The 25,290-nt window shown below is 67.4% G+C and carries 25 protein-coding genes; 12 read left to right on the top strand and 13 right to left on the bottom strand.

Annotated elements, in window-relative coordinates:
- The first annotated feature begins 11 nt into the window (after positions 1-11).
- Complete coding sequence (locus tag ACTRWB_RS28675) at positions 12-287, top strand: DUF4148 domain-containing protein (RefSeq protein ID WP_446903837.1); 276 nt, start codon at positions 12-14, stop codon at positions 285-287.
- Between the two features lie 232 nt (positions 288-519).
- On the opposite strand, the gene ACTRWB_RS28670 is transcribed toward ACTRWB_RS28675, so the two are convergent.
- The 3 genes from ACTRWB_RS28670 to ACTRWB_RS28660 all read right to left on the bottom strand — a co-directional run bounded on the left by ACTRWB_RS28670 (position 520) and on the right by ACTRWB_RS28660 (position 3,239).
- Entirely contained in the window at positions 520-1,047 is a 528-nt protein-coding gene (locus tag ACTRWB_RS28670) for a cytochrome b (RefSeq protein WP_446903836.1), read from the bottom strand.
- Between the two features lie 69 nt (positions 1,048-1,116).
- The gene (locus tag ACTRWB_RS28665; RefSeq protein ID WP_446903835.1) at positions 1,117-2,583 is read right to left on the bottom strand and encodes an ATP-binding protein; all 1,467 of its coding nucleotides are present in this window, start codon (positions 2,581-2,583) and stop codon (positions 1,117-1,119) included.
- Positions 2,580-3,239: a response regulator gene (locus ACTRWB_RS28660; protein WP_446903834.1), complete on the bottom strand. Its 660-nt coding sequence runs from the start codon at positions 3,237-3,239 to the stop codon at positions 2,580-2,582. Before ACTRWB_RS28660 ends, ACTRWB_RS28665 begins: the two co-directional genes overlap by 4 nt.
- Positions 3,240-3,512: 273 nt before the next feature.
- Here ACTRWB_RS28660 and ACTRWB_RS28655 point away from each other — a divergent pair, with 273 nt between their 5' ends.
- The 3 genes from ACTRWB_RS28655 to ACTRWB_RS28645 all read left to right on the top strand — a co-directional run bounded on the left by ACTRWB_RS28655 (position 3,513) and on the right by ACTRWB_RS28645 (position 6,173).
- Entirely contained in the window at positions 3,513-3,866 is a 354-nt protein-coding gene (locus ACTRWB_RS28655; protein ID WP_446903833.1) for a hypothetical protein, read from the top strand.
- Positions 3,867-3,927: 61 nt separating this feature from the next.
- On the top strand, positions 3,928-5,097 hold the full coding sequence (gene hpnI, locus ACTRWB_RS28650; protein ID WP_446903832.1) for a bacteriohopanetetrol glucosamine biosynthesis glycosyltransferase HpnI: 1,170 nt from the start codon (positions 3,928-3,930) through the stop codon (positions 5,095-5,097).
- Positions 5,094-6,173 (top strand): lysylphosphatidylglycerol synthase domain-containing protein, encoded by a 1,080-nt coding sequence (locus tag ACTRWB_RS28645; RefSeq protein WP_419688624.1) that lies wholly within the window; start codon positions 5,094-5,096, stop codon positions 6,171-6,173. Before hpnI ends, ACTRWB_RS28645 begins: the two co-directional genes overlap by 4 nt.
- A gap of 21 nt (positions 6,174-6,194) precedes the next feature.
- Here ACTRWB_RS28645 and denD read toward each other — a convergent pair whose 3' ends face one another.
- The 8 genes from denD to ACTRWB_RS28605 all read right to left on the bottom strand — a co-directional run bounded on the left by denD (position 6,195) and on the right by ACTRWB_RS28605 (position 14,351).
- Positions 6,195-7,166 carry a D-erythronate dehydrogenase gene (denD, locus tag ACTRWB_RS28640; protein ID WP_446903831.1) on the bottom strand — a complete coding sequence of 324 codons (972 nt, stop codon included), beginning with the start codon at positions 7,164-7,166 and terminating at the stop codon, positions 6,195-6,197.
- 28 nt (positions 7,167-7,194) lie between these two features.
- Entirely contained in the window at positions 7,195-7,971 is a 777-nt protein-coding gene (gene otnI / locus ACTRWB_RS28635) for a 2-oxo-tetronate isomerase (protein WP_446903830.1), read from the bottom strand.
- 67 nt (positions 7,972-8,038) lie between these two features.
- On the bottom strand, positions 8,039-9,364 hold the full coding sequence (locus ACTRWB_RS28630; RefSeq protein ID WP_446903829.1) for an MFS transporter: 1,326 nt from the start codon (positions 9,362-9,364) through the stop codon (positions 8,039-8,041).
- A gap of 112 nt (positions 9,365-9,476) precedes the next feature.
- The gene (gene otnC / locus ACTRWB_RS28625) at positions 9,477-10,115 is read right to left on the bottom strand and encodes a 3-oxo-tetronate 4-phosphate decarboxylase (RefSeq protein WP_446903828.1); all 639 of its coding nucleotides are present in this window, start codon (positions 10,113-10,115) and stop codon (positions 9,477-9,479) included.
- Complete coding sequence (gene otnK / locus ACTRWB_RS28620) at positions 10,112-11,401, bottom strand: 3-oxo-tetronate kinase (RefSeq protein ID WP_446903827.1); 1,290 nt, start codon at positions 11,399-11,401, stop codon at positions 10,112-10,114. Before otnK ends, otnC begins: the two co-directional genes overlap by 4 nt.
- Before the next feature lie 19 nt (positions 11,402-11,420).
- Positions 11,421-12,311 (bottom strand): L-threonate dehydrogenase, encoded by an 891-nt coding sequence (gene ltnD, locus ACTRWB_RS28615; RefSeq protein ID WP_089485102.1) that lies wholly within the window; start codon positions 12,309-12,311, stop codon positions 11,421-11,423.
- 71 nt (positions 12,312-12,382) lie between these two features.
- Entirely contained in the window at positions 12,383-13,087 is a 705-nt protein-coding gene (locus ACTRWB_RS28610) for a FadR/GntR family transcriptional regulator (RefSeq protein ID WP_412023809.1), read from the bottom strand.
- Positions 13,088-13,277: 190 nt separating this feature from the next.
- A complete protein-coding gene (locus ACTRWB_RS28605) occupies positions 13,278-14,351 on the bottom strand; it encodes a GlxA family transcriptional regulator (protein ID WP_446903826.1) in 1,074 nt (357 codons plus the stop codon).
- 289 nt (positions 14,352-14,640) lie between these two features.
- Between ACTRWB_RS28605 and ACTRWB_RS28600 the strand changes: the two genes are divergently transcribed.
- From ACTRWB_RS28600 to ACTRWB_RS28570, 7 genes are all read left to right on the top strand, one after another.
- Positions 14,641-16,026, top strand: coding sequence for an L-serine ammonia-lyase (locus ACTRWB_RS28600; RefSeq protein ID WP_129515707.1), 1,386 nt, complete (start codon positions 14,641-14,643; stop codon positions 16,024-16,026).
- 16 nt (positions 16,027-16,042) lie between these two features.
- The gene (locus ACTRWB_RS28595; protein ID WP_048242597.1) at positions 16,043-17,287 is read left to right on the top strand and encodes a sarcosine oxidase subunit beta family protein; all 1,245 of its coding nucleotides are present in this window, start codon (positions 16,043-16,045) and stop codon (positions 17,285-17,287) included.
- A 22-nt stretch (positions 17,288-17,309) separates the two neighbouring features.
- A complete protein-coding gene (locus tag ACTRWB_RS28590; RefSeq protein ID WP_129515706.1) occupies positions 17,310-17,624 on the top strand; it encodes a sarcosine oxidase subunit delta in 315 nt (104 codons plus the stop codon).
- The gene (locus tag ACTRWB_RS28585; protein ID WP_446903825.1) at positions 17,621-20,632 is read left to right on the top strand and encodes a sarcosine oxidase subunit alpha family protein; all 3,012 of its coding nucleotides are present in this window, start codon (positions 17,621-17,623) and stop codon (positions 20,630-20,632) included. The genes ACTRWB_RS28590 and ACTRWB_RS28585 overlap by 4 nt, the downstream gene beginning before the upstream one ends.
- Positions 20,622-21,254, top strand: coding sequence for a sarcosine oxidase subunit gamma (locus tag ACTRWB_RS28580; protein ID WP_446903824.1), 633 nt, complete (start codon positions 20,622-20,624; stop codon positions 21,252-21,254). Before ACTRWB_RS28585 ends, ACTRWB_RS28580 begins: the two co-directional genes overlap by 11 nt.
- On the top strand, positions 21,251-21,691 hold the full coding sequence (locus ACTRWB_RS28575; protein WP_446903823.1) for a dihydroneopterin aldolase: 441 nt from the start codon (positions 21,251-21,253) through the stop codon (positions 21,689-21,691). The genes ACTRWB_RS28580 and ACTRWB_RS28575 overlap by 4 nt, the downstream gene beginning before the upstream one ends.
- A 115-nt stretch (positions 21,692-21,806) precedes the next feature.
- Complete coding sequence (locus ACTRWB_RS28570) at positions 21,807-22,133, top strand: helix-turn-helix domain-containing protein (protein ID WP_343493546.1); 327 nt, start codon at positions 21,807-21,809, stop codon at positions 22,131-22,133.
- Positions 22,134-22,305: 172 nt separating this feature from the next.
- On the opposite strand, the gene ACTRWB_RS28565 is transcribed toward ACTRWB_RS28570, so the two are convergent.
- On the bottom strand, positions 22,306-23,379 hold the full coding sequence (locus tag ACTRWB_RS28565; protein ID WP_446903822.1) for an alkene reductase: 1,074 nt from the start codon (positions 23,377-23,379) through the stop codon (positions 22,306-22,308).
- 169 nt (positions 23,380-23,548) lie between these two features.
- On the opposite strand from ACTRWB_RS28565, the gene ACTRWB_RS28560 reads away from it, so the two are divergent.
- Positions 23,549-24,424, top strand: a complete 876-nt coding sequence (locus ACTRWB_RS28560) for a LysR family transcriptional regulator (RefSeq protein ID WP_446903821.1) — start codon at positions 23,549-23,551, stop codon at positions 24,422-24,424.
- A gap of 24 nt (positions 24,425-24,448) precedes the next feature.
- On the opposite strand, the gene ACTRWB_RS28555 is transcribed toward ACTRWB_RS28560, so the two are convergent.
- Positions 24,449-25,120, bottom strand: coding sequence for a lytic transglycosylase domain-containing protein (locus tag ACTRWB_RS28555; protein ID WP_446903820.1), 672 nt, complete (start codon positions 25,118-25,120; stop codon positions 24,449-24,451).
- Positions 25,121-25,290 lie beyond the last annotated feature (170 nt).

Here is a 25,290-nt window from a genome sequence, read left to right as displayed (position 1 = left end):
TGGAGCTCATGATGAAAACATATATCGCAGTACTGACGATGATCGGCGTGATCGTCGGTCAGTCGGCCTTCGCGCAATCGGCCGCGCCGCTCACACGCGCGCAAGTTCGCGAGGAGCTGATGCGCCTGGAAGCGGCCGGGTATGACCCGTCGAAGGGAGACGATGGCGAGTACCCGGCCGATATCCAGGCCGCGCAAGCGAAGGTCGCCGCGCAGGACCAGGCGAGGATGGCGGCACTCGCCGCGAAGGCGGCCGGCGCCGGTGCGCCGGCGCAGGTCGGGAACTAGACGGCGATGTGTACTGGTGTGGTGTCGGCGCATCCGGCTTCCAGCCGGACGGGCGGGGTGCGGAGCAGGCATGCGGCGTCGCGCCCCCGCGGGCAGCGCCGCGCGGCTCGGCGCAGACGCGTGGCGGCCCAGGGCGCGAGGCGCATGCCGTGCGACGCGGCGGAACGATAAAGACGAATCCGGACGACCCGTTTCTTGCGCGCGATGACGCGCCGGGCTGCGGGCGATGCGATCACCAGGGCATCATGCGCTGCATGACCTGATCGCGCAGCACGAAGCGGTGCGCCAGCGCGCCGGCAATGTGCAGGCAGATGCCGCCGAACAGCACCCACGCGAGGATGCCGTGCACGTCGCCCATCGCGTGACCGAATCCGGAGCCGGCCGCCGACAGCGCCGGCAACGGGACGACACCGAACAGCGTCACGGCCCACGCGCGCGACGATGCGTTGATCCAGCCGAGCAGCGGCACGGCGATCAGCAGTGCGTAGAGCGCGAAATGCGTCGCGCCCGACAGCGCGCGCATCGCGGGCGCCAGGTCGCTTGCGGGCGGGCGATGGGTCATGCGCCAGAGCACGCGGCAAGCCATCGCTGCGAGCAACGCGGTGCCCACGATCAGGTGCGCGGCGATCAGGCCGATCGGCTGCGTATCGCGATGCACATCGGGCATCGTCCAGCCGATCACATACTGCGCGACGACCAGCGCCACGATCAGCCAGTGAAGAAGGCGTGCAACTGCGTCATAGCGGGCGGGCGTGGGCATGAAGTCTCCTGACGAACGGCGGGGATCGTATGTGTCGGCGGATTCTACGACTGAATCCTTAACGAAACGTTAAGCACGCGGTATCGCACTTGAGCGGTCGCCGTGTTCGCCGGCCGGCGCATGGTGCGGCGACGATCCGGCCGCGTCCGCCGACGGCAGCGCGATCACGACGCCAAGGCCCTGACCGCCGATGCCCGGCTCGAACTGCACGGTGCCGCCGAAGTATTGCGCGATGCGCTTGACGATCGACAGCCCGAGCCCGCTGCCGGGCGACTGCGTGCCGCTGCCGCGATAGAAGCGATCGCCGAGCCGTTCGTGCTCGCCGGGGGCGACGCCCGGCCCGTCGTCGCGCACGACGATGCGTTGCAGCGCGCCGTCGTCGTGCACGCCGAGTTCGATGCGGCCGCCCGGGCGGCCGTACTTCACGGCGTTGTCGACGAGATTGTCGAGCAGGATGCCGAGCAGGATCGGATCGGCATCGATCGCCCGTTCGGATGCAGCGCCGGCCACGAGGTCGATGGCCTTGTCCGACGCCTTCGCGAGATGGCGATCGATGGCGGCGTCGACGAGTTCGCGAACGACGACGGCGCGCGTCGGAATGCGTTCGTATTCGTCGAGCCGCGCCAGCAGCAGCAACTGTTCGGCGAGACGCGCGCTGCGGTCGACGCCTTGCACGACGCGCTGCATCGCGAGCTGCTTGCGCGCCGGATCGTCGGTTGCGATCGCCACCTGGGCCTGAACCTTGATCGCGGCCAGCGGGGTCTTGAGTTCGTGCGCCGCATCGGACGTGAACGCACGCTCGCGCACGATCGATTGCCGCAGCCTTGCCAGCAGGCGGTCGATCGCGTCGACCAGCGTGCGTACTTCGTCCGGCACGGTGGCGACGTCGAGCGGTTCGAGCGATCGCGCATCGCGCGCGCCGATCTGCGTCGACAGCGTCTTCAACGGCGCGAGGCTGTGTCCGATCATGTACCAGAGGAGCAACGCCAGCACCGGGAGCGCGACGATCAGCGGCAAGACGATGCCGCGCGCGATGCCGGTCGCCAGATCGCTGCGCGTGTTGACCGTTTCCATCACGCGGATCCAGCGCCCCGACGCGCTGTCGCGCAGCGTGTGCGTGCGCCATTGCGCGTCGCCGATGACGATCGTCCAGGGGGCGCCGCGCGGTTCGCGTGCATCGGGCAGGCCGGCGGCGTCGGCCGGCAAGCTCGACGCGATGACATGGTTCTGCACGTCGCGTACCTCGAACAGCACGTCGCGCGGCAGGCGGTCGCCGTCGTTGTTGGCGGGGCTCGATCCTGAAGCGCCGAGCGCGAGTTCGACGCGTGCGTCGGGCGGAAAGCGGGCGAGGCGGGCGAGGTCGGCCGGCGAGAGACCGACGAGCAGCGATGCATATTCGACGAGGCGCGCATCTTCCCATTCGCCGATTTCGCGCGTGGCGTGCCGGAAGCCGCCGAACACGGCGACGATCCAGACGACGGTGACGCAGCCGAGCGCCATCGCCGACACGCGGCGGCGGATCGAGCGCGAGATCATGGCGCGTCGACGACGTAACCGATGCCCCGGACGGTGCGGATCAATTCCGCGCCGAGCTTTTTGCGCAGGTTCGAAATATGGACCTCGATCGCATTGCTTTCGATGCCTTCCTGCCACCCGTACAGGCTGTCTTCGAGACGCGCGCGCGACTGGGGCGTGCCCGGGTGGCTGACGAGCTGAACCAGGATGGCCCATTCCCGTGACGTGAGCGCGATGCGCGCCGCATCGCGTGTCACCGTATGGGTGGTCAGGTCGATCGTGATGTCGCGCCAGACGATCTCGTCGCCGGCGCGGCCCTGCGAGCGTCGCACGAGCGCGCGACAGCGGGCGAGCACTTCGGACAGCTCGAACGGTTTCGCGAGATAGTCGTCGGCGCCGTCGTCGAGGCCGCGGACGCGGTCGGCGACGGTGCCGCGCGCGGTCAGCACCAGCACGGGGACCGTATCGCCCGCATCGCGCAACGCACGCAGCAGTTCCGTGCCGGATTTTCCGGGCAGGCCGAGATCGAGCACGACGAGCGCGAAGCGGGTCGACGCGAGCGCGGCCGCGGCCGCGTGGCCGTCGCGCAGCCAGTCGACGTGATAGCCGGCCTGGCTCAGGCTGATCTCGAGGCCGCTGCCGATCAGATCGTCGTCTTCAACAAGGAGGAGTCGCATGGTCGATTCGCGTACAGGTGTCTGCGATTGTACGAGCCCCACTGTGCGTGCCATGCAACGGATTGTAATTGAGCGGTCTCGAGCATCGACCGATTCTGAAGAACGCTTAAGGTTCGCTGCCGGCATTCCCGCTACTATCGGCCACACCATTTCTCCCCCTGATCCCGATCCGGGTTTGCCGCGTCCGTCACGGACCGCGCACTGGCCCACGAATCCGCGACCCTTCAGTTTGATTTCAGATCGATTCGGGTCGCCTGCACGGGAGGTTCATTCTTGATGGCACCCTCGACGATCGAGCGATGGCGCGCCCACCTGCTGATCGCCGCGCTCGCCGGCATGCTGATTCAATGTTTCGTGCTGGTGTCGCTACTCGCGTTGCGCGTACCCGAAGCGTTTTTCACCACGATGACATTTCGCGTATGGACCGTCGTCGCGGTCGCAACCGCGATCCTTTCGGCCCGCAAGCTTGCCGATGCGGCGTTCAGGGCCGCGCTCGCGTGCGGATACGTGCGTATGACAGGAATCGATCGCCGCACGGTAGTCGTGTCATCTGATTGCGCGTATCGTCGCTTGGTCGTCCTTCACATCCGGCTCAACGGGAATCGATACGGCAGCGTGCACGGGTGATCCCGCGTGTGTGCGGCCGTCCGGGGCATAACGGCCGTACGGGTCACCACTGGGGAGAAGCATGATTTTGCTGCATGTGCTGCACGCGCTGGCCGGGGTAATGTCGATCGTCTGCGGATTGGGCGTGTTGCTGGGCATTGCATACACGGTCACGGCCAGTGTGCTGGTCGGCAGGTTCTTTTCCCGGGCGGCGGCGGAGCCGCGCGAATATCCGGGCGTCACCGTCGCGAAGCCGCTGCACGGCGACGAATGGCATCTCGTACACCATCTCGAAAGCTTCTTCGTCCAGAATTATCCAGGGCCGGTCCAGCACCTGTTCGGCGTGCACGATGCGGGCGACGCGGCGCTCGCGGCCGTCGAGGCGCTGCGGGCGCGCTACCCGGACGCGAACATCAAGGTCGTCGCCGATGCGCGGCTGTACGGGCCGAACCGCAAGATCGCCAATCTCGTGAACATGCTCGAACACGCGGAGTATTCGGTGCTCTGTCTGGCCGACAGCGACGTGGTGGTCGAGCGCGATTATTTGCGCGCCGTCGTCGGCGCGCTACAGCAGCCGGATGTCGGCATCGTGACGAGCGTGTATCGCGGCATCGCATCGCCGGGCTTCTGGCCCGGTGTCGCCGTCGCGATGACGAACTACCATTTCCTGCCGGGCGTGATCACCGGGCTCTTTCTCGGGCGCGCGCGTCCTTGCTTTGGCCAGACGATTGCGTTCACGCGCGCGACGCTCGAACGCATCGGCGGGCTCACGCGTTTCGCCCATCACCTGGCCGAGGATCACGCGCTCGGCGAAGCGGTGCGGCAGGCGGGGGCGCAGGTCGTCATTCCGCCATTCGTGGTCGGGCATGCGTGTGTCGAAGAGACCTTCGCCAAGCTGTACGCACACGAATTGCGCTGGAGCTGCACGATCCGCGCGGCGGACCGGCTCGGCCATGCCGGTTCGGTGCTGATGCACCCGCTGCCGCTCGCGCTGCTGGCGCTGCTGTTCTCCGGCGGCACGATCGCGGCTTGCGCGCTGACGGTCGCGGCGCTCGCCGCGCGCGCGCTGCTGATGCTGAAAACGAGCCGTGCGACCGGTGCCGGCCTGCGCGGCGTGGCCTGGTTGCCGTTCGTCGATCTGCTGCAGTTCCTGGTCTTCGTGTCGAGCTTCTTCTCGTCGCATGTCGTGTGGCGCGGCACGCGCTTTCGCGTCGACCGGGAAGGCCTGCTGTCGCCCGCGAGCGAATCATGACGACGGAAACGGACACCGACGCGGATCGACAGTCCGCCCGCCACGAAGCACGGCTGCGGCATGCAGGGCGTGCGGCCGCGCTGGGCGGGCTGGCGCTCGCCGTGTGGCTGATCTGGCGCGAGCATCCGCTGGAGATCCTGCACCGCTTGCAGATCGCCGGCGCCGGGCTGCTGCTCGCCGCGCTGGCTCACATCCTGCCGATGCTTGCGAATGCGTGGGACTGGCGGATGCTGATCCGCGGCCCGCGTCGCCCGTCGTTCGCGACGATGCTGAAGCTCGTCTGGATCCGCGAATCGATCAACGGGCTGTTGCCGGTCGCGCGGATCGGCGGCGAGATCGTGTCGTTCAGCCTGCTGCGGCAGGCGGGCGTGCGCCCGGCGACCGCCGTGGCCAGCCTCGTCGCCGACATGCAGCTGACGCTGATCAGCCAGCTGGTGTTCGCGCTGATCGCGATCGCCTACGTGCTCGAACGCGTGTCGTCCGATGCCGCGCGGGTGGCCGCGAACCTCGCCATCGGCATGGCCGCGCTGGTGCCGGTGCTGCTTCTGTTCGCGCTGGTGCAGCATGCGCGGCCGTTCGAACGCGCGACGCGCGCGCTCAACCGCCTCACGAGCGGCAAGGTGGTGGCGCTGGTCGGCGAATCGGCGCGCACCGATCAGTCGATCCGGATGATCTGGAGAAAGACCGGCATCGTCGTGCGTTATCTCGCGATCTGGCAGACGCTGCAGTTCATCGGGTATGCGCTGGAAATCTGGCTGGCGCTGTATTTCCTCGGCGCCGATCCGACCTTTGCGCAGGCGCTCGCGATCGAGGCGCTGATCCAGCTCGTCAGCAGCATCGCATTCCTGATGCCGGGTGGCCTGGGCGTGCAGGAGGGCGGGTTCGTGCTGATCGGCGGGCTGCTCGGGTTCGACCCGCCGACCTGTCTTGCGCTGGCCGGCGCCCGCCGCGTGCGCGATCTGCTGTTCTATCTGCCGGGCTTGCTGGCGTGGCAGTGGGCGGCCGGTTCCGCGAAGCGGCCGGGCGAAACGAAACGCGCGTCGCTGCGCATCGGGGAATCCGCCCGGCCGCGCTGACGCGGCCCGGCGGTGCGTGAATCAGTGCCGTTCGTCGGCGATGTGGCTGCGGATCACATCCGCGAACGACGTGTCGCCCTTCAGCCCGAGCGCTTCCGCGCGCGTCGTGTCCCACCGGCCCGGCCAGCTGCCGACGATCTTCTCGACACGCTCGTCGGGCGCATGGCGGATCAGTTTCACGACGTCGTCGCCTGCTACTTCGCGCAGTGCCGCGATCATCTCGTCGACCGACACCGACAGGCCGGGCAGGTTGATCACGCGCTTGTTGCCGAGCTTCGCGCTGTCGATCTCGCAGCCCGCGACGAGCGCGTCGATCGCGCCGCGCGGCGACAGCAGCCACAGCCGCGTCGACCCTGGCACTGGGCACACGCTTTCCTCGCCGTTCAGCGGCTCGCGAATGATGCCGCTCGCGAACGACGACGCGGCCGCATTCGGGCGGCCGGGCCGCACGCTGATCGTCGGCAGGCGCAGCACGCGGCCGTCGACGAAACCGCGCCGCGCGTAGTCGCACAGCAGCAGTTCGGCGATCGCCTTCTCGGCGCCGTACGACGATTGCGGGTTCAGCGCGGTGTCGTCCTGCACGACGTCGGGCAGCGTGCCGCCGTAGACCGCGACCGAGCTCGTGAACACGACGCGCGGTTGGTGGCCGCGCGCGCGGCACACTTCGAGCAGCGTGCGCGATGCGTCGAGGTTGATCCGCATGCCGAGATCGAAATCGGCTTCGGCCTGCCCGCTGACGATCGCCGCGAGGTGGAAGATCGCGCCCGTCTGCGTGTCGATCGCGCTGTCGAGCACCGCGCGATCGGCGATGTCTCCGACGATCGACGTCACGCGCGCGTCGCCGAAATCGCTGCCCTTGACGACGTCGAGCAGCACCAGCTCGTCGATCTTCGCGATCCGGCCGTCGGGGCCGGTCAGTTCGCCGCGCTCGAGCAGCTTGCGCGCGAGACGCTGGCCGAGAAAGCCGGCACCGCCGGTGATCAGTACTTTCATGTTGGTTGCCCTATTCGGAATACGTGAATTACAGGTACGGTCTGACCCAGCCGAGTCCTTCGGACGTGCCGGCCTTCGGGCGGTATTCGCAGCCGATCCAGCCGTCGTAGCCGAGCGCGTCGATCAGCTCGAACAGATACGGGTAGTTGAGTTCGCCGAGATCCGGCTCGTGGCGCTCGGGCACGCCCGCGATCTGGATGTGGCCGATGCCCGCGAAATCGCGCTTGAGCTTCATCGCGAGATCGCCTTCGACGATCTGGCAGTGGTAGCAGTCGAACTGCACCTTCAGGTTCGGCGCGCCGACTTCCGCGCAGATCGCCTGCGCGTCGTCCTGGCGGCTCAGGAAATAGCCGGGCATGTCGCGCTGGTTGATCGGCTCGATCAGGATCGTGACGCCGTGCGCGGCGGCGGCCTGCGCCGCATGCCGCAGGTTCGACAGGTAGGTGTCGCGATGGCGCGCGCGGTCGGCGCCCGGCGCGACCATGCCGGCCATCACGTGCAGCTTCCGGTTGCCGAGCACGCGCGCATAGTCGAGCGCCTGGTCGATGCCGCGGCGGAACTCGTCCTCGCGGCCCGGCAGCGCCGCGATGCCGCGTTCGCCCGCGGCCCAGTCGCCGGGCGGCGCGTTGAACAGCGCCTGTTCGAGGTTGTGCGTGTCGAGGCGCGCGCGGATGTCCTCGGCGGCGAAGTCGTACGGGAACAGGTACTCGACGGCCTTGAAGCCGTCGTAGGCGGCAGCGGCGAAGCGTTCGAGGAACGCGTGCTCGTTGTACATCATCGAGAGGTTGGCGGCGAAGCGTGGCATGGCAGCGGTCCTGTGAATGAATGGGGCGGGGCGGCAGGCGCCCCGCGTCGAATGGCGGCTCGGTGGCTCAGCGGTTCACGAGTTTCGCGGGCGTGAGCCACACGGCGATCGCGCCGATCACGAGCATGGCCGCCAGCACGTACATGCCGGACGACGTGCTGTGCGTGGCGTCCTTCAGGTAACCGATCACGTACGGGCTCGCAAAACCGGCGAGGTTGCCGACCGAGTTGATGATGGCAATTCCGGCAGCGGCCGCGGAGCCCGCGAGGAACGCGGTCGGCAGCGACCAGAACAGCGGTGCGCAGGTCAGCACGCCGCCCGCCGCGAGCGACAGGAACACGATCGACACCGCCGTATTGTGCGAGTACGACGCGGCGACCGCAAACCCGACCGCGCCCATCAGCGCCGGCACGATCAGGTGCCAGCGGCGTTCGCGGCGCTTGTCCGCGCTGTGGCCGAACAGGTTCATCACGACGATCGCGACGAGGAACGGGATCGCGGACAGCAGGCCGATCTGCAGCGTATCGGTGATGCCGGTCGATTTCACGAGCGTCGGCATCCAGAACGTCAGCCCGTACTGGCCGGTGACGAACGCGAAGTAGATCAGCGACATCCACCACATGCGCGGGTCCGAGAACACGGCCTTCAGCGAGTGGCCGTGCTTCCCCTGTTCCTGCGGCTGCGCGGCGATTTCGTCTTCGAGCAGCTGCTTCTCGCGCTCGTCGAGCCACTTCGCGCCGCGGATGCTGTTGTCGAGATACAGGATCGTCGCGATGCCGATGAGCACGGCCGGCACGGCCTCGATCATGAACATCCATTGCCAGCCGTGGAAACCCGAGCCGCCGTGGAAGCGCTCCATGATCCAGCCCGACAGCGGGTTGCCGAAGATGCCCGACACGGGAATCGCGGACATGAACACCGCGATGATCTTCGCGCGGCGATGCGACGGGAACCAGTACGTGAGGTACAGGATCACGCCGGGATAAAAACCGGCTTCCGCGAGGCCGAGCAGGAAGCGCAGCACGTAGAACTGCGTCGGCGTCTTCACGAACGCGAACAACGCGGACAGCAGGCCCCACGTGATCATGATCCGCGCGATCCAGATACGCGCGCCGAGGCGGTGCATCAGCAGGTTGCTCGGCAGTTCGAACAGGAAATAGCCGAGGAAGAAGATGCCCGCGCCGAGCCCGAACACGGTTTCGCTGAACGCGAGATCCTGCGACATCTGCAGCTTCGCGAAGCCGACGTTCACGCGGTCGAGATACGCGACCACGTAGCAGAGCATCAGGAACGGCACGATGCGCCAGAACACTTTCTTGTAGGTGCGGTCGAGTTCGGCCGAGTGGGCGGGCGCGGCGGGCGAGCGGTTTGCGGCCGCGTCGAGAGCAGTCATCGTCGTCTCCAATGATGTCGTGTGCCGGTGGCGCGTAGGCCGCCGGATCGTTTGTGTGTGCTGACGGAAGGGCCCGCGCACACGGCGGGCATGGGAATCGGTATGCGACGCGTTACCAGCGCGCGCCGAAGGTCACGCGCAATTCGTCGAGCGCCGCGTCGGAAAGCGGCTCGGGCTTCGGGTTCGTCATCAGCCACAGCCGTGCCGTTTCCTCGAGCTCCTCGAGCGCATACGACGCGTGCGACACCGACGGCCCCCACATCACCGGGCCGAGGCGGTCGAGCAGCACGCCGCGCACCTGGTCGGCGAGCGCCGCGACTTCGGCCGCGACGGCGGGGTCGCCGGGGCGGCGATAACGGATCAGCGGAATGTGGCCGACCTTCATCACGTAGTACGGCGTGATCGGCGGCAGCACGTCGGTGTCTCGCCATACGCCCGCGAGCGTCAGCGCGACGAGGTGCGTCGAATGCGTGTGGACGACGCCGTTTGCGTCGGCATTGCGCGCGTAGATGCCGCGATGCAGCGCGAGTGTCTTCGACGGCTTGCCGCCCGATACGGGCTGGCCGTCGACACCGACCTTCGCGATGTCGTTCGGGTCGAGCCGGCCGAGGCACGCATCGGTCGGTGTGATCAGCCAGCCGTCGGGCAGGCGCGCGCTGATGTTGCCGGCGCTGCCGACCGCGTGGCCGCGCGCGTACAGGCTCGCACCGACGACGCAGATCTCTTCGCGCAATTTCGCTTCGTGGCTCATCGTGCGGCTCCGTCCAGCGCGCGCAGCGCCTTGTCGAAAAAGTCCGTCGTGCCGAAGTTGCCGGATTTCAGCGCGAGGCCGAGCGGCCGCGCGTCGATGGTGAGCGTCGCCGGCACGCCGGGATCGATCTGCGCGCCGATCTGCAGCGACTTCACGTCGAGCGCCTGCACGACCGCACCGGACGTTTCGCCGCCGGCGACGACGAACTTGTGCACGCCGAGCTCACGCAGGCCGCGCGCGATCGCCGCGAGCGTGCTTTCGACGAGATGGCCGGCCGCCTCGACGCCGAGCGCTTGCTGCACGGCCTTCACTTCGTCGGGCGTCGCGGTCGCGTAGATCAGCACGGGCTGCGGCAGGTGCGAGCGTGCAAAGGCCAGCGCCTGATCGACGACCGGCTCGCCGCGCGATGCCGCGAGCGGATCGATACGGAAGCTCGGTCGCGTCGCGCGCCATGCGGCGACCTGCGCGTTGGTCGCTTTCGACGCGCTGCCGGCGAGCACGGCCGATAGCCCGTCGATGCGCGGCAGCGCGGCCGCGTTGTCGCGCTCGGGCAGCAATTCCGCGCGGCGGAAATTCGCGGGCAGGCCGAGCGCGACGCCCGAGCCGCCGGTGACGAGCGGCAGGCCCGCGCATGCTTCGCCGAGTACGTAGAGATCGCGGTCCGACAGCGCGTCGGCGATCGCGAAGCGCGCGCCTTCCGCGCGCAGCTGGTCGATCCGCGCGCGCACGGCGGCCGCGCCCAGCGCGATCGTGTCGTAGCGGATCAGGCCGACCGGCGACTTCGTCTGGCGTTGCAGCACGCGCACGAGGTTCGCGTCCTGCATCGGCGTGAGCGGATGGTTCTCCATCCCCGATTCGTTCAGCAGCACGTCGCCGACGAACAGGTGGCCGCGATAGATCGTGCGGCCGTTCTCGGGGAATGCCGGGCACGCGATCGAGAAACCGCCGCCGGTCGCGTCGAGCAGCGCGTCGGCGACGGGCCCGATGTTGCCCGCGTCGGTCGAGTCGAACGTCGAGCAGTACTTGAAGAAGAACTGCCGGCACCCTTGCGCGCGCAACCATTCGTATGCGGCGAGCGATTGCGCGACGGCGTCGGCCGCGGGGATCGTGCGCGACTTCAGCGCGACGACGATCGCGTCGGCGTCGAGCGCGGCGCCGTCGGCGGGCACGCCGATCGTCTGCACGGTGCGCATGCCGCTCTTGACGAGCATGTTCGCGAGATCGGTCGCGCCGGTGAAATCGTCGGCGATGCAGCCGAGCAGGGGACGGGAAGCGGAAGCGGTCATGGCAGGAACGTCGTTCGAATCAGCGGGCGGGCGGCAGCGTGATGCCGGGGAAGGTCTTGATCACGGCGGAATCGTCCTCGCCGCCGTGGCCGGCGCTCGACGCGCTCATGAACATCTGGTGCGCGGTGGCCGACAGCGGCAGCGGGAACTTGCTGCGGCGCGCGGTATCGAGCACGAGGCCGAGATCCTTCACGAAGATGTCGACGGCCGACAGCGGCGTGTAGTCGCCGTTCAGGATGTGCGGCACGCGGTTCTCGAACATCCACGAATTGCCGGCGCTGTGCGTGATCACGTCGTACAGCGCGTCGGCATCGACGCCTTCGCGCAGGCCCAGCGCCATCGCCTCGGCCGCCGCCGCGATATGCACGCCGGCCAGCAGCTGGTTGATGATCTTCACTTTCGAGCCGATGCCGTGCGCGTCGCCGAGGCGATAGACCTTGCCGGCGATCGCGGCGAGCACGTCCTCGCAGCCCGCGTACGCGGCGGCCGGGCCCGACGTCATCATCGTCATCTCGCCGGACGCCGCGCGCGCGGCGCCGCCCGACACGGGCGCATCGAGCATCTGCAGGCCGGCAGCCTCGATCCGCGCGCCGAGTGCGACCGCGAATTCGGGCGCGACCGTCGCGCTCGCGATCACGACGCCGCCCGGCTTCATCGCCGCGACCGCGCCGTGCTCGCCGAACAGCACCGTTTCGGTCTGCGCGGCATTGACGACGAGCGTGACGACGACGTCGCACTGCGCGCCGAGTTCGGCCGGCGTCGCGCAGGCAATGCCGCCTTCGGCGGCGAACGCTTGCAGCACGGTGTCGCGCACGTCGCACGCGCGCACGCGCAGGCCGGCGCGCAGCAGCGAGCGGGCGACGCCGAGGCCCATCGCGCCGAGGCCGATGACTCCAACATTTCGTGACATGGTCAACCTTGATCGATTCGGGGGAAGGTTCGGGACAACGGCGGCGCCGGGTTTGGCGGCGGCCGCCGGCTTCAGCAGATGCCGGCTTCCGCGAGTCGGCGGGCGGCGTTGTACATGTGCGTGCGCGCCGCGTTGCGCGCCGCCATCGGGTCGCGCGCACGGATCGCGTCGGCGATCGCCGCGTGTTCCTCGCGCACCTGGCGCGAGAAGTCCTCGCGCGTCGCTTCGTTGCGCCGCGTGACCTTCACGCCGGCTTCGAGGTACTGGTTCAGGAACTGCAGCGTCTTCAGGAAATACGGGTTGCCGGTGACGGCCGCGATCGTGCGGTGGAATGCGACGTCTTCCGCGACGCCGTCGCGCCCTTCGGCCACCGCATCGTCGATCTTGCGCAGTGCGTCGTCGATGTCGGCCATGTCGTCGGCGGTGTGGTGCAGCGCGGCTTCGGCCGCGACTTCAGCCTCGATCGCGCGGCGCACCGCGAGCAGGTGCGGCAGCGAGCTCGCCTCGACCGCTTCCGCGTAGTCGATCCGCAGCGGCCGGATCGCGCCATGCTGGTTCACGAACACGCCGCTGCCCTGACGCGGCTCGACCACGCCTTCGTTCTTCAGCCGCGAGATCGCCTCGCGGATCACGGTGCGGCTCACGCCGAATTCCTGCGCGAGCACGGCTTCGGTCGGCAGCTTGCCGCTGGCCGAGAAACTGCCGGCTTCGATCTGCTTGAGCAGTTGCTGCGCGACATGGTCGCTCATCGCACGGGCGGGAATTTTCTCGAACATGATGCTCTGGTTTGTAAGGTGATGTGGTCATCATACAAATTTGAATGTGCATCAGCATCCGGGATAACCCTCGGTTAATGGAGGACAACGTCGGTCAAATCATCTGGTACCGGTTCCATCAACACCGAAATCGACGCGATCGTGCGTCGTTCTACGGTCGATCGGAAAAGGGGGCAGGTGCCCGCGGCCATCAGTCGGCGATGTCCTCGACGGGGGCGGCCGCCGCGTCCGGCGCGTCGCCGGCTTCCACGACTTCACCGCCGCGCTCCCGATAGGCCGCCGGCGGCACGCCGAACTGCTTGCGGAATTCGCGCCCGAGGTGCGACGCATCGGCGAACCCGCAGCTTGACGCGATATCGGCGACGGTCCGGTCCGAACTCGTCAGCAGCCACGCAGCGGTGCGCAACCGCACCTGCTTCGCGAACGCCTGCGGGCTCTTGCCCGTCTCGGCCTTGAACAGGCGCTCGAGCTGCCGCGTCGACAGGTCGAGCTTGCACGCAAGCTCCTCGAGCGGCAGCGTGCGCCCGACATGTTGTTCCATCAGGAGAATCGCGCGCTTCACCTTCGGGTGCGTCGCCGGTTCGAGGCCCGGCGGATGGGGCTGCGGCGCATTGCCTTTCTGCATCTCGCCGACGAGCAGGATGCGTAGCGCCTTCTGCACGGTCGCGTGATCGAAATGGCGCAGCAGGATCGCGGCGGCGACGTCGATCGACGCGCGACCACCCGAACAGGTGATCCGGCGGCGGTCGATCACGAACAGCCGGTCGGCGATCAGGAGGTCCGGATCGGCGTTCGGAAAGCGTTCGATGAAATCCCAGTAGTGGAACCAGCTCACGCAGGTGCGGTAGCCGTCGAGCACGCCGGCGCGCATCAGCGTAAACACGCCGGTGCAGATGCCGACGACCGTCGCGCCGCCCGTTGCCGCGCGGCGGATGAAGTCGAGCGTTTCAGCGCCGGCCTGCGGCCCCGAATGCAGCAACCCGCCGACCACGACCACATAGTCGAACGGTTCGGCCGCGTCGAACGTTTCCCACGGCGTGATCTGGATCCCGCAACTCGCGCGCACCGGCGCGAGCGTCTCGCCGATCACGCTCCACGCGCAGCGCACGGGCTTGCTGTAGTCGCCGTCATCGGCCGACAGCCGCAGCATGTCGACGAAGCCCGAGAAGGCCGTCAGCGTGAAGTTCGGCAGCAGCACGATGCCGAAGCGGATGCGCCGCGGCGCGGGTTCTGCGAGGGGGGAAGCGGGTACGTCGGGTGTCATCGCGGCCAATCTCGTCACGCCGGGCAGGCGGTCTCACTCGTTTCACTCTGTTTGCGGGTACGGCTGCCGAGGCGGCGCGGATGAAGCCAGCGTCGCCGATCGGCCCGGGCCGGACTTGTGGTTTTCCGTCGCGAACCATCGCCAAAACGCACTTTCGGGCCGGCCGGTACGGTGCTTGGCGGCGATATCCCACGTCGATGCCGTTTTTGTTCTATCGGCCAATTTTACGCTTTGGTGTACTGGCGTCCAATCAACGTCACTTAACGCGTGAAAGCGCAAAGGCAGCCAGATGAACGTCAGCGCGTTCGACCTGTTCAAGATCGGTATCGGCCCGTCCAGTTCGCATACGGTCGGCCCGATGATCGCCGCGTGCCGCTTCGCGTCGCACGTCGAGGACGCGAACCTGCTCGGCTTCGTGCGCCGCGTGCGGATCGAGCTGTATGGCTCGCTCGGCGCGACCGGCAAGGGCCACGGCACCGACAAGGCCGTGCTGCTCGGCCTCGAGGGCCACCTGCCCGACACGATCGATCCCGACCTGATCGAGCCGCGGCTCGCCGCGATCCGCGCGGAGAAGTCGCTGTCGCTGCTCGGCAAGCAGACGGTCCGCTTCGAGGAAAAGGAGCACATCGGCTTCTATCGCAAGCTGATGAGCGGCACGAGCATCGTGCACCCGAACGGGATGCGCTTCCAGGCGTTCGACGAACACGGCCAGCTGCTGGTCGAGAAAGAGTATTACTCGGTCGGCGGCGGCTTCGTCGTGAACCGCGACGGCGATCGCGTGAACGGCGTGCGCGCGGCGGTCGAGGTGCCTTATCCGTTCCGCACCGGCGACGACCTGATGCGGCAGTGCCGCGAACACGGGCTGTCGATCGCCGAGCTGATGCTGCGCAACGAATCCGCGTTGCGCCCCGCCGACGAAGTGCGCGCCGGGCTGCTCGCGATCTGGCGCACGATGGCCGCGTGCGTCGAGCGCGGCTGCAAGGTCGAGGGCGAGCTGCCGGGCCCGATGCGCGTGAAGCGCCGCGCGGCCGAGCTGAACGGCCGCCTGCGCGCGCGTTCGGAAGAGTCGCTGCGCGACCCGCTGTCGATGCTCGACTGGGTCAACCTGTACGCGATGGCCGTCAACGAGGAGAACGCGGCGGGCGGGCGCGTCGTGACCGCGCCGACCAACGGCGCGGCCGGCGTGATTCCCGCGGTGCTGCATTACTACGTGAAATTCGTGCCGGGCTCGAACGAAGCCGGCATCGTCGAATTCCTGCTGACGGCCGCGGCGATCGGGATCATCTACAAGGAAACCGCGTCGATCTCCGGCGCGGAAGTCGGTTGCCAGGGCGAAGTGGGCGTCGCGTGCTCGATGGCTGCCGCCGCGCTCGCGGCCGTGATGGGCGGCACGCCCGACCAGGTCGAGAACGCGGCCGAGATCGGCATGGAGCACAACCTCGGGATGACCTGCGACCCCGTCGGCGGGCTCGTGCAGATCCCGTGCATCGAACGCAACGCGATGGGCGCGATCAAGGCGCTGAACGCGTCGCGCATGGCGCTCAAGGGCAACGGCCAGCACTACGTGTCGCTCGATTCCGTGATCAAGACGATGCGCGAGACCGGCGCCGACATGAAGACGAAATACAAGGAAACGTCGCGCGGCGGTCTCGCCGTGAACGTCATCGAATGCTAACGAAGGGTCAATCATCATGAGCCGCTACTCGATATTCAGCCTGTTCCGCAACGGCCTCTCGTATCACGAGAACTGGGAAAAGCAGTGGAAGAGCCCGGAACCGAAGAAGGAATACGACGTCGTGATCGTCGGCGGCGGCGGCCACGGCCTCGCGACCGCGTACTACCTCGCGAAGGAACACGGGATCACGAACGTCGCGATCCTCGAGAAGGGCTGGATCGGCGGCGGCAACACCGCGCGCAATACGACGATCGTGCGCTCGAACTATCTGTGGGACGAATCGGCCGCGCTGTACGAGAAGGCGATGAAGCTGTGGGAAGGGCTGTCGCAGGACCTGAACTACAACGTGATGTTCAGCCAGCGCGGCGTGATGAACCTCGCGCACACGCTGCAGGACGTGCGTGACACCGAGCGCCGCGTGAACGCGAACCGGCTGAACGGTGTCGACGCCGAGTTCCTGACGCCCGAGCAGATCAAGGAAATCGAGCCGACCATCAACCTGAACAGCCGCTACCCGGTGCTCGGCGCATCGATCCAGCGTCGCGCGGGCGTCGCGCGTCACGATGCGGTGGCCTGGGGCTTCGCGCGCGGCGCGGACCGCGCCGGCGTCGACATCATCCAGAACTGCCAGGTGACGGGTATTCGTCGTGAAGGCGGCGCGGTGGTCGGCGTCGATACGGTGAAGGGCTTCATCAAGGCGAAGAAGGTCGCGGTGGTCGCGGCCGGCAACACGACGACGCTCGCCGACATGGCTGGCGTGCGTCTGCCGATCGAGAGCCACCCGCTGCAGGCGCTGGTGTCCGAGCCGATCAAGCCGGTCGTCAACTCGGTGATCATGTCGAACGCGGTGCACGCGTACATCAGCCAGTCCGACAAGGGCGACCTCGTGATCGGCGCGGGCATCGACCAGTACACGGGCTTCGGCCAGCGCGGCAGCTTCCACATCATCGAAAGCACGCTGCAGGCGATCGTCGAGATGTTCCCGGTGTTCTCGCGCGTGCGGATGAACCGCCAGTGGGGCGGCATCGTCGACGTGTCGCCGGACGCGTGCCCGATCATCACCAAGACCGACGTGAAGGGCCTCTATTTCAACTGCGGCTGGGGCACCGGCGGCTTCAAGGCGACGCCCGGCTCGGGCTGGGTGTTCGCGCACACGATCGCCCGCGACGAACCGCATCCGCTGAACGCACCGTTCGCGCTCGACCGCTTCTACACGGGCCACCTGATCGACGAGCACGGCGCAGCCGCCGTGGCGCACTAACCCGACCATTGGAGAAAGAAACATGTTGCTGATCGAATGTCCGTGGTGCGGGCCGCGCGCCGAATCCGAGTTCTCGTGCGGCGGCGAAGCCGACATCGTGCGCCCGGTCAATAACGAGAACATGACCGACCGCGAATGGGGCGAATACGTGTTCATGCGCGAGAACAAGCGCGGGCTGCACAAGGAGCAATGGCTGCATGCGCAGGGTTGCCGCCGCTGGTTCAAGGCCACGCGCGACACGGTGACCTACGATATCAAGGGCTACGAAAAGTTCGGTGGGGCTGCCATCAGTGGCGCAGCCGCCGGCAACGCACACGAAGAGGGCACGAGCAAATGAGCCAGAAAGACCGTCTCGGCACCGGTGGCCGCATCAATCGCGCGATTCCGTTGACGTTCACGTTCAACGGCCGCACATACCAGGGCTTCCAGGGCGACACGCTCGCGTCCGCGTTGCTCGCGAACGGCGTGCACTTCGTCGCGCGCAGCTTCAAGTACCACCGCCCGCGCGGGATCGTGACTGCGGACGTCGCGGAACCGAATGCCGTCGTGCAGCTCGAATCGGGCCCGTACACGGTGCCGAACGCGCGCGCGACCGAAATCGAGCTGTACCAGGGGCTCGTCGCGACGAGCGTGAACGCCGAGCCGACGCTCGAGAACGACAAGTACGCGATCAACCAGAAGTTCTCGCGCTTCCTGCCGGCCGGCTTCTATTACAAGACCTTCATGTGGCCGCGCAAGATGTGGCCGAAGTACGAAGAGAAGATCCGCGAGGCGGCCGGTCTCGGCAAGGCCCCTGAAGTGCTCGACGCCGATCGCTACGACAAGTGCTACGCGCACTGCGACGTGCTCGTCGTCGGCGGCGGGCCGTCGGGTCTCGCGGCCGCGCATGCGGCGGCCCTGGCCGGTGCGCGCGTGATCCTCGTCGACGACCAGCGCGAGCTCGGCGGCAGCCTGCTGTCGTGCCGCGCCGAGATCGACGCGAAGCCCGCGCTGCAGTGGGTCGAGAAGATCGAGGCCGAACTGCGCAAGCTGCCCGACGTGACGATCCTGTCGCGCAGCACCGCGTTCGGCTACCAGGACCACAACCTCGTGACGGTCACGCAGCGCCTGACCGATCACCTGCCCGTGTCGATGCGCAAGGGCACGCGCGAGTTGCTGTGGAAGGTCCGCGCGAAGCGCGTGATCCTCGCGACCGGTGCGCACGAGCGTCCAATCGTGTTCGGCAACAACGACCTGCCGGGCGTGATGCTCGCGTCCGCCGTGTCCACCTACGTGCATCGCTTCGGCGTGCTGCCGGGCCGCAATGCGGTCGTGTTCACGAACAACGACCGCGCGTACCAGGCCGCGCTCGACCTGAAGGCATGCGGCGCGAAGGTGACGGTCGTCGATTCGCGCGCATCGTCGAACGGCGCGCTGCCGGCCGCTGCCAAGCGGCAGGGCGTGACGGTGATGAGCGGTGCGGTCGTGACGGCTGCGTCGGGCAAGTGGCGCGTAGCGTCGGTCGACGTCGCGTCGAGCACCAACGGCCAGGTGGGCGGCAAGCTGCAGACGCTGCCGTGCGACCTCGTCGCGATGTCGGGCGGCTTCAGCCCCGTGCTGCACCTGTTCGCGCAGTCGGGCGGCAAGGCCTGCTGGAACGACGAGAAGGCGTGCTTCCTGCCGGGCAAGCCCGTGCAGGCGGAAGCGAGCATCGGTGCGGCGGCGGGCGAATTCGGCCTGGCGCGCGCGCTGCGGCTCGCGGTCGATGCAGGCGCGGAAGCGGCGAAGGCGGCGGGCTTCACGGCCGCGCAGCGCCCGGTCGCGCCGCAGGTTGCCGAAACCGTCGAAGGCGCACTGCAGCCGTTGTGGCTCGTCGGCAGCCGCGAGGCCGCGGCACGCGGGCCGAAGCAGTTCGTCGACTTCCAGAACGACGTGTCGGCCGCCGACATCCTGCTCGCCGCGCGCGAAGGCTTCGAGTCGGTCGAGCACGTGAAGCGCTACACGGCGATGGGTTTCGGCACCGATCAGGGCAAGCTCGGCAACATCAACGGGATGGCGATCCTCGCGCAGGCGCTCGGCAAGACGATTCCGGAAACGGGCACGACGACGTTCCGCCCGAACTACACGCCGGTGACGTTCGGCGCGTTCGCGGGCCGTGAGCTCGGCGATTTCCTCGACCCGATCCGCAAGACCTGCGTGCATGAATGGCACGTCGAGCACGGTGCGCTGTTCGAGGACGTCGGCAACTGGAAGCGGCCGTGGTATTTCCCGAAGAACGGCGAGGATCTCCATGCGGCCGTGAAGCGCGAATGCCTCGCGGTGCGCAACAGCGTCGGCATCCTCGATGCATCGACGCTCGGCAAGATCGACATCCAGGGCCCCGACGCGGTCAAGCTGCTGAACTGGATGTACACGAACCCGTGGAACAAGCTCGAAATCGGCAAGTGCCGCTACGGGCTGATGCTCGACGAGAACGGGATGGTGTTCGACGACGGCGTGACGGTGCGCCTCGCCGACCAGCATTTCATGATGACGACCACGACGGGCGGCGCGGCGCGCGTGCTCACGTGGCTCGAACGCTGGCTGCAGACCGAATGGCCCGACATGAAGGTGCGGCTGTCGTCCGTCACCGATCACTGGGCGACGTTCGCGGTGGTCGGCCCGAAGAGCCGCAAGGTCGTGCAGAAGGTGTGTCAGGACATCGACTTCGGCAACGAGGCGTTCCCGTTCATGAGCTACCGGAACGGCACCGTTGCGGGCGCGAAGGCGCGCGTGATGCGGATCAGCTTCTCGGGCGAGCTGGCCTATGAAGTGAACGTGCCGGCGAATGCGGGCCGCGCGGTGTGGGAAGCGCTGATGGCCGCGGGTGCGGAGTTCGACATCACGCCGTACGGCACCGAGACGATGCACGTGCTGCGCGCGGAGAAGGGCTACATCATCGTCGGGCAGGACACCGACGGTTCGGTCACGCCGTACGACCTCGGGATGGGCGGGCTCGTCGCGAAGTCGAAGGACTTCCTCGGCAAGCGCTCACTGGCGCGCTCGGACACCGCGAAGGAAGGCCGCAAGCAGTTCGTCGGCCTGCTGACCGAGGACGAGCAGGTCGTGCTGCCGGAAGGCGCGCAGATCGTCGCGAAGGACACGCAGGTGTCGGCGGTCGATCCGACGCCGATGATCGGCCATGTGACGTCGAGCTACTACAGCCCGATCCTGAAGCGCTCGATTGCGCTCGCGGTGGTGAAGGGCGGCCTGAACAAGATGGGCGAGAGCGTCGTGATTCCGCTGGCCAACGGCAAGCGCATCACCGCGAAGATCTCGAGCCCGGTTTTCTACGATACCGAAGGGGTGCGTCAGCATGTGGAATGAAACGAGAAACCAGACGCAGGTGGCGGGCGCGGGCGGCGTGACGCTTGAATCGCCGTTCGTCGGCGCGGCCGACGTGCTGAAGACGCATCAGGCGCGCGCGTCGAAGAAGTTCGCGCTGCGCGAGCGGCCGTTCCTCGACCTCGTCAACGTGCGTGGCGAGTTGAGCGATCCGGCGTTCGTCGCTGCGTTCGAGCGCGTGGTCGGCTGCCGGCCGCCCGCCGAGCCGAACACGATCGTGCGCGGCGCCGAGTACGACGTGCTGTGGCTCGGCCCCGACGAATGGCTGGTGCGCTCGAACGGCCCCGTGCAGGCCGGCGTGCTCGAGGCCAGGCTCGCGGAGGCCGTGCAGGGTTCGTATGCGGCGGCCGTCGATGTTGGCAGCGGTTATACGGTGGTCGAGATCAGCGGCGAACGCGTGCGCGACGTGCTTGCACGCGGCTGCCCGCTCGATTTCCATCCGCGTGCGTTCAAGCCCGGCCAGTGCGCGCAGTCGCACTACTTCAAGACGTCGATCGTGCTGATCCCGACCGGCGACGATGCGTTCGAGATCGTCCTGCGCCGCAGCTTCGCCGACTACTTCGTGCGCATCATGCTCGACGCGGCCACGCCGCTCGCGTCATGAAGCCGTTCGACGAACCGTTCGTGGCGATCGACGCGCCGCGCCTGCGCGGGCGCGGCTGGAGCGTGTTCGTCGACGAACTGAAGGTGCCTGCGCGGATCGGCATTCACGCGCACGAGCATGAAGCGCCGCAGCCGATCGTGATCGATGCGCGGCTCGGGTATCGCTGCGAGCCGAGCGAGCAGGGCGAGTGGATCGATTACGACGGTTATTGCGCGCGCGTCGCGGCGTTTCTGTCGCACAAGCCGCATACGCGGCTGCTGGAGACGCTCGTCGCCGATATCGCGGTGCTGTCGTTCCGCGAATGGCCGGCGCTGGAGTCGCTGACGCTGTCGGTGTACAAGCCGAAGATCCGGCCCGGTACGAAGCGTGTCGGCGTGTCGCTCGACTGGATGCGTGGGGATTATTTGCGGTGGACGGGGGCGGCGGGGCAGATTTGAGCGACGGATTGAGGGAGGCGGACGGCATGGTTTGCCGTCTTGCATAATTCCTGAAATATCAGAACAATGGGTTCACTGAACAGACAAACCGCTTTGTTCCTGGAAACCCGGAATTATGGCCCGCACCTTACCGAAACCTATCGCGACCCCCGACCCACTGGCTCAGGATCTGGCGGCGATGGGGGCACTCATTCGCAACCGGCGAGCGCAGAGCCGGATGCGCATCGACGACGCGGCCGATATGCTCGGTGTCTCCAAGGACGTGCTGTCTCGGCTGGAAAACGGCCGGGCAGTGAGCCTCGACAAATTGTTCAAGGTACTGGACGGTTTCGGTCTCAATCTGCTCGTCGTGCCGAAACGCGAAGTGATCGTGGCACGCAAGGCATTGCGCGAACATATGGCGGCGCAGGCCGTGCCGGCGGGCTCGCAAGACGATGCTTGATGCCGCATCGCGTGCGTATTTCGACTAACGGCACGCCGGTCGGGCAAATGTGACCTGCGACACCCTGCGCGATGATTACGGTTTTTCGTACGACTCGGCGTGGCAGGTGCGCACCGATCTGCTCTGACATTCGCATTCGCGCGCGGGCTTCGCGAAAGCCCGCGCGCGACCGTTACGCCGCAGCCGCGCCGCTCAGCGCCGGATAGTCGACATACCCACGCGCATCGCCGCCGAAGTACGTCGCGTGTTGCGCATCGTTCATCGGCGCGCCCGTCTTCAGCCGCGTCACGAAATCCGGGTTGGCGAGCACCATCTGTCCGTAGGCTTCAAGATCGGCAATACCTGCTGCGACATCCGTCCCGATCGCGTCGCGCGCGCGGCCCGGCCGGTTCAGGATCAGCGTGCCGCTCCAGCGCTCGCGCAGGTCGGCCAGCAGCCCATCGTCGCCGTGGTGCATCACGTGCACGTAAGCGAGGCCGAGCGGGTTGAGTTGCGTCGCGAGATAACGGTACAGATCCGGCCCTTCCGCGCCTTCGTCAATGCCCCACATCGTGTTGCCCGGCGACAGGCGGATCGCCGTGCGGTCCGCGCCGATTTCGTCGGCGATCGCCGTCGCAACCTCGATCGCGAAGCGGGCGCGATTCTCGATCGAACCGCCGTAGACATCGCTGCGCGTATTGGCGCTCGGCGCGAAGAACTGCTGGATCAGATACCCGTTCGCGCCATGGATCTCGACGCCGTCGGCGCCGGCTTCGATCGCGCGGCGCGCGGCGAAGCGGAAGTCATTCACGGTGTCGTGCACTTCGTCCGTCGTCAGCGCGCGCGGCGCGGGAATGTCCTGCATCCCCGTCGCCGTGAACATCGGTACGCCCGGCGCGATCGCCGACGGCGCGACGCCCTGACGATGATGCGGCGTATTGTCGGGATGCGACATGCGCCCCGCATGCATCAGCTGAATGAACAGACGGCCGCCGTGCGCATGCACGCGATCGCTGACCGCCTTCCAGCCGGCGACGTGCGCATCGGTGTAGATGCCGGGCGTCATCAGGTAGCCCTGGCCGTCGTCCGACGGCTGCGTGCCCTCGGTGACGATCAGGCCGAGGCCCGCGCGCTGCGCGTAGTACTCGGCAGCCAGTTCGCCGGGCGTGCCGTCGAATGCCGCGCGGCTGCGCGTCATCGGCGCCATGACGAGGCGGTTTTGCAGCGTGTAACGGCCGACACGGGCCGGGGTGAACAGTGCGTCCATGATGCGTGCTCCTCTAGGGTCGGGTCACGGCACCGGGGCGATGCCGTATCGGGCGCCGGCCGCGCATCGTTGCGCGAACCTCGCTGCCATGGACACATCATCCATTGCTTCCTTTTCGAGATAAATATGGTAGTTTGGATAACATTGATCCATTGATGGAGCAGTGGGCGTGGAACTGCTGAACGACATGGCGTTGTTCGTGGAGGTCGTGAAGGCGAAGGGCTTTCGCAGTGCGGCCGACGCGCTGGGGATGCCGAATTCGACGCTGTCACGGCGGATCGGCGCGCTGGAAAAGGCGATCGGCCTGCGGCTGCTGCATCGCACGACGCGCCGCATCGAGCTCACGGAGGCCGGGCAGCTGTATTTCGAGCGCTGCAAGCGCATCGTCGACGAGGCGCGGCTCGCGCACGAGCAGCTCGGCGAACTGCTGGCCGAACCCGCGGGCGTGCTGCGCGCGTCGTTTCCAGTCGATTTCGCGGTGATCTACCTGACGCCGCTGATCGTCGAATTCGCGAACCGTCACCCGAAGCTGACCTTCGATTTCGAGCTGACGTCACGGCGCGTCGACCTGGTGAGCGAGCCGTTCGACGTCGCGATCCGCATCGGCGAATCCGCGGATTCGCAGCTCGTCGCGCGGCGGCTCGCGACGTTCCGCAGTCAGCTGTATGCGTCGCAGCGTTATCTCGAACAAGCGGGCGAGCCGCGTGAACCGGACGACCTGACTCGGCACCAGTGCCTGAGCGTGCAGCGCGTCGCGACGTGGGCGTTGCGCGATGGCGTGCGGGAAGTCGAGGTGCCGGTGGGCGGGCGGTTCGTCGTGAACAGCGTCGGCATGAACCGGCAACTGGCCGTGCACGACGCGGGGATCATTCAGGTGCCGGAGGCGGTAGTGGCCGACGACGTGGCCGCCGGCCGGCTGCGCCGCGTGCTGCCTGGATGGGAGGGCGCGCCCGTTCCCGTCTACGCGATGACGGAAACGCGCTTGTTGCCTGCGAAGACGCAGATTTTCATCGAGTTTCTGCGCGAGCATTTCGCGCACGAATGAAGGGGCGTGCCGCGCGAATTGCGCTTATCGGGTGCTGCGATTCGCGGCCGAGGGCGACGTCGACGATTCGCTGACCGGCACCATTCGCGCCTTCGTATCGCTCGCGGCTTTCGCGTCGTCGTCGGGTTCGAGCACGAACCGGAACGAATCGACGCGCTGCATCACTTTCGCCGCATACGCATTCGAACCGCCATAACTCTTCAGCCCGGCCTGCACGTTGCCGCCGGCCGCCCTGACGTAGCCCGACAGGATCGCGGACCCGGCTTCGACGTTCGCGTTCGGCTCCGTCAGATCCTTCACGTTGCGCAGCAGGCCGCGGTGCGCGGCCGGCACGACCTGCATCAGCCCCGTCGCGCCATGCTGGCCGCGTGCCTTTTCCTGGAAGCGCGATTCGATCGAGATGATGGCGTAAACGAGTGCCGGCGGCAGCGAATATTTCGTCGCTGTGACGCTCACGATATCGGCGAGCTTCGCGGCCCGTTCCTTCGCGACACCGAATTTCTTCGTCAGGTAGGACGTGATGCGGCGGTTTGCTTCGTTCGGCTGATCGTTGGCGTTGGCGAGCGGCGCGGATGCGACGGCCGGTGCCGATGCAATCGCTTCGGGCGCGGACGCAGGCAGCGCGGGCGCTTGTTGCGCCGATGCCTGTTGCGCGATGCCGAACGAAAGCACGATTAGCGAGAGAAACCGTCGCATGGTGAAGTGCGGGGAAATGGGAGGCGCATAGTATATCGGCCAATGGCCACGGGTTGTCGAACGCCGGCTCGAATGAAAGCGGCATGTAGGCTTGTTTCGGTGCACAACGATTCGATGGGGCGATCGTTGCGCGGACACGCATCGTAGTCCGGATAAACGCCACGCGATCG

It is taken from the genome of Burkholderia sp. YIM B11467, assembly GCF_052952715.1.
The sequence above is the reverse complement of the archived record's forward strand: the minus strand, read 5'-3'. Positions and strand labels throughout refer to the sequence as shown.

Excerpts from the sequence above, each read along its gene's own strand:
- ACTRWB_RS28675 (WP_446903837.1), top strand. The coding sequence starts at position 12 with ATGAAAACATATATCGCAGTACTGACGATGATCGGCGTGATCGTCGGT.
- ACTRWB_RS28670 (WP_446903836.1), bottom strand. The coding sequence starts at position 1,047 with ATGCCCACGCCCGCCCGCTATGACGCAGTTGCACGCCTTCTTCACTGG.
- ACTRWB_RS28665 (WP_446903835.1), bottom strand. The coding sequence starts at position 2,583 with ATGATCTCGCGCTCGATCCGCCGCCGCGTGTCGGCGATGGCGCTCGGC.
- ACTRWB_RS28660 (WP_446903834.1), bottom strand. The coding sequence starts at position 3,239 with ATGCGACTCCTCCTTGTTGAAGACGACGATCTGATCGGCAGCGGCCTC.
- hpnI (WP_446903832.1), top strand. The coding sequence starts at position 3,928 with ATGATTTTGCTGCATGTGCTGCACGCGCTGGCCGGGGTAATGTCGATC.
- ACTRWB_RS28645 (WP_419688624.1), top strand. The coding sequence starts at position 5,094 with ATGACGACGGAAACGGACACCGACGCGGATCGACAGTCCGCCCGCCAC.
- denD (WP_446903831.1), bottom strand. The coding sequence starts at position 7,166 with ATGAAAGTACTGATCACCGGCGGTGCCGGCTTTCTCGGCCAGCGTCTC.
- otnI (WP_446903830.1), bottom strand. The coding sequence starts at position 7,971 with ATGCCACGCTTCGCCGCCAACCTCTCGATGATGTACAACGAGCACGCG.
- ACTRWB_RS28630 (WP_446903829.1), bottom strand. The coding sequence starts at position 9,364 with ATGACTGCTCTCGACGCGGCCGCAAACCGCTCGCCCGCCGCGCCCGCC.
- otnC (WP_446903828.1), bottom strand. The coding sequence starts at position 10,115 with ATGAGCCACGAAGCGAAATTGCGCGAAGAGATCTGCGTCGTCGGTGCG.
- otnK (WP_446903827.1), bottom strand. The coding sequence starts at position 11,401 with ATGACCGCTTCCGCTTCCCGTCCCCTGCTCGGCTGCATCGCCGACGAT.
- ltnD (WP_089485102.1), bottom strand. The coding sequence starts at position 12,311 with ATGTCACGAAATGTTGGAGTCATCGGCCTCGGCGCGATGGGCCTCGGC.
- ACTRWB_RS28610 (WP_412023809.1), bottom strand. The coding sequence starts at position 13,087 with ATGTTCGAGAAAATTCCCGCCCGTGCGATGAGCGACCATGTCGCGCAG.
- ACTRWB_RS28605 (WP_446903826.1), bottom strand. The coding sequence starts at position 14,351 with ATGACACCCGACGTACCCGCTTCCCCCCTCGCAGAACCCGCGCCGCGG.
- ACTRWB_RS28600 (WP_129515707.1), top strand. The coding sequence starts at position 14,641 with ATGAACGTCAGCGCGTTCGACCTGTTCAAGATCGGTATCGGCCCGTCC.
- ACTRWB_RS28595 (WP_048242597.1), top strand. The coding sequence starts at position 16,043 with ATGAGCCGCTACTCGATATTCAGCCTGTTCCGCAACGGCCTCTCGTAT.
- ACTRWB_RS28590 (WP_129515706.1), top strand. The coding sequence starts at position 17,310 with ATGTTGCTGATCGAATGTCCGTGGTGCGGGCCGCGCGCCGAATCCGAG.
- ACTRWB_RS28585 (WP_446903825.1), top strand. The coding sequence starts at position 17,621 with ATGAGCCAGAAAGACCGTCTCGGCACCGGTGGCCGCATCAATCGCGCG.
- ACTRWB_RS28580 (WP_446903824.1), top strand. The coding sequence starts at position 20,622 with ATGTGGAATGAAACGAGAAACCAGACGCAGGTGGCGGGCGCGGGCGGC.
- ACTRWB_RS28575 (WP_446903823.1), top strand. The coding sequence starts at position 21,251 with ATGAAGCCGTTCGACGAACCGTTCGTGGCGATCGACGCGCCGCGCCTG.
- ACTRWB_RS28570 (WP_343493546.1), top strand. The coding sequence starts at position 21,807 with ATGGCCCGCACCTTACCGAAACCTATCGCGACCCCCGACCCACTGGCT.
- ACTRWB_RS28565 (WP_446903822.1), bottom strand. The coding sequence starts at position 23,379 with ATGGACGCACTGTTCACCCCGGCCCGTGTCGGCCGTTACACGCTGCAA.
- ACTRWB_RS28555 (WP_446903820.1), bottom strand. The coding sequence starts at position 25,120 with ATGCGACGGTTTCTCTCGCTAATCGTGCTTTCGTTCGGCATCGCGCAA.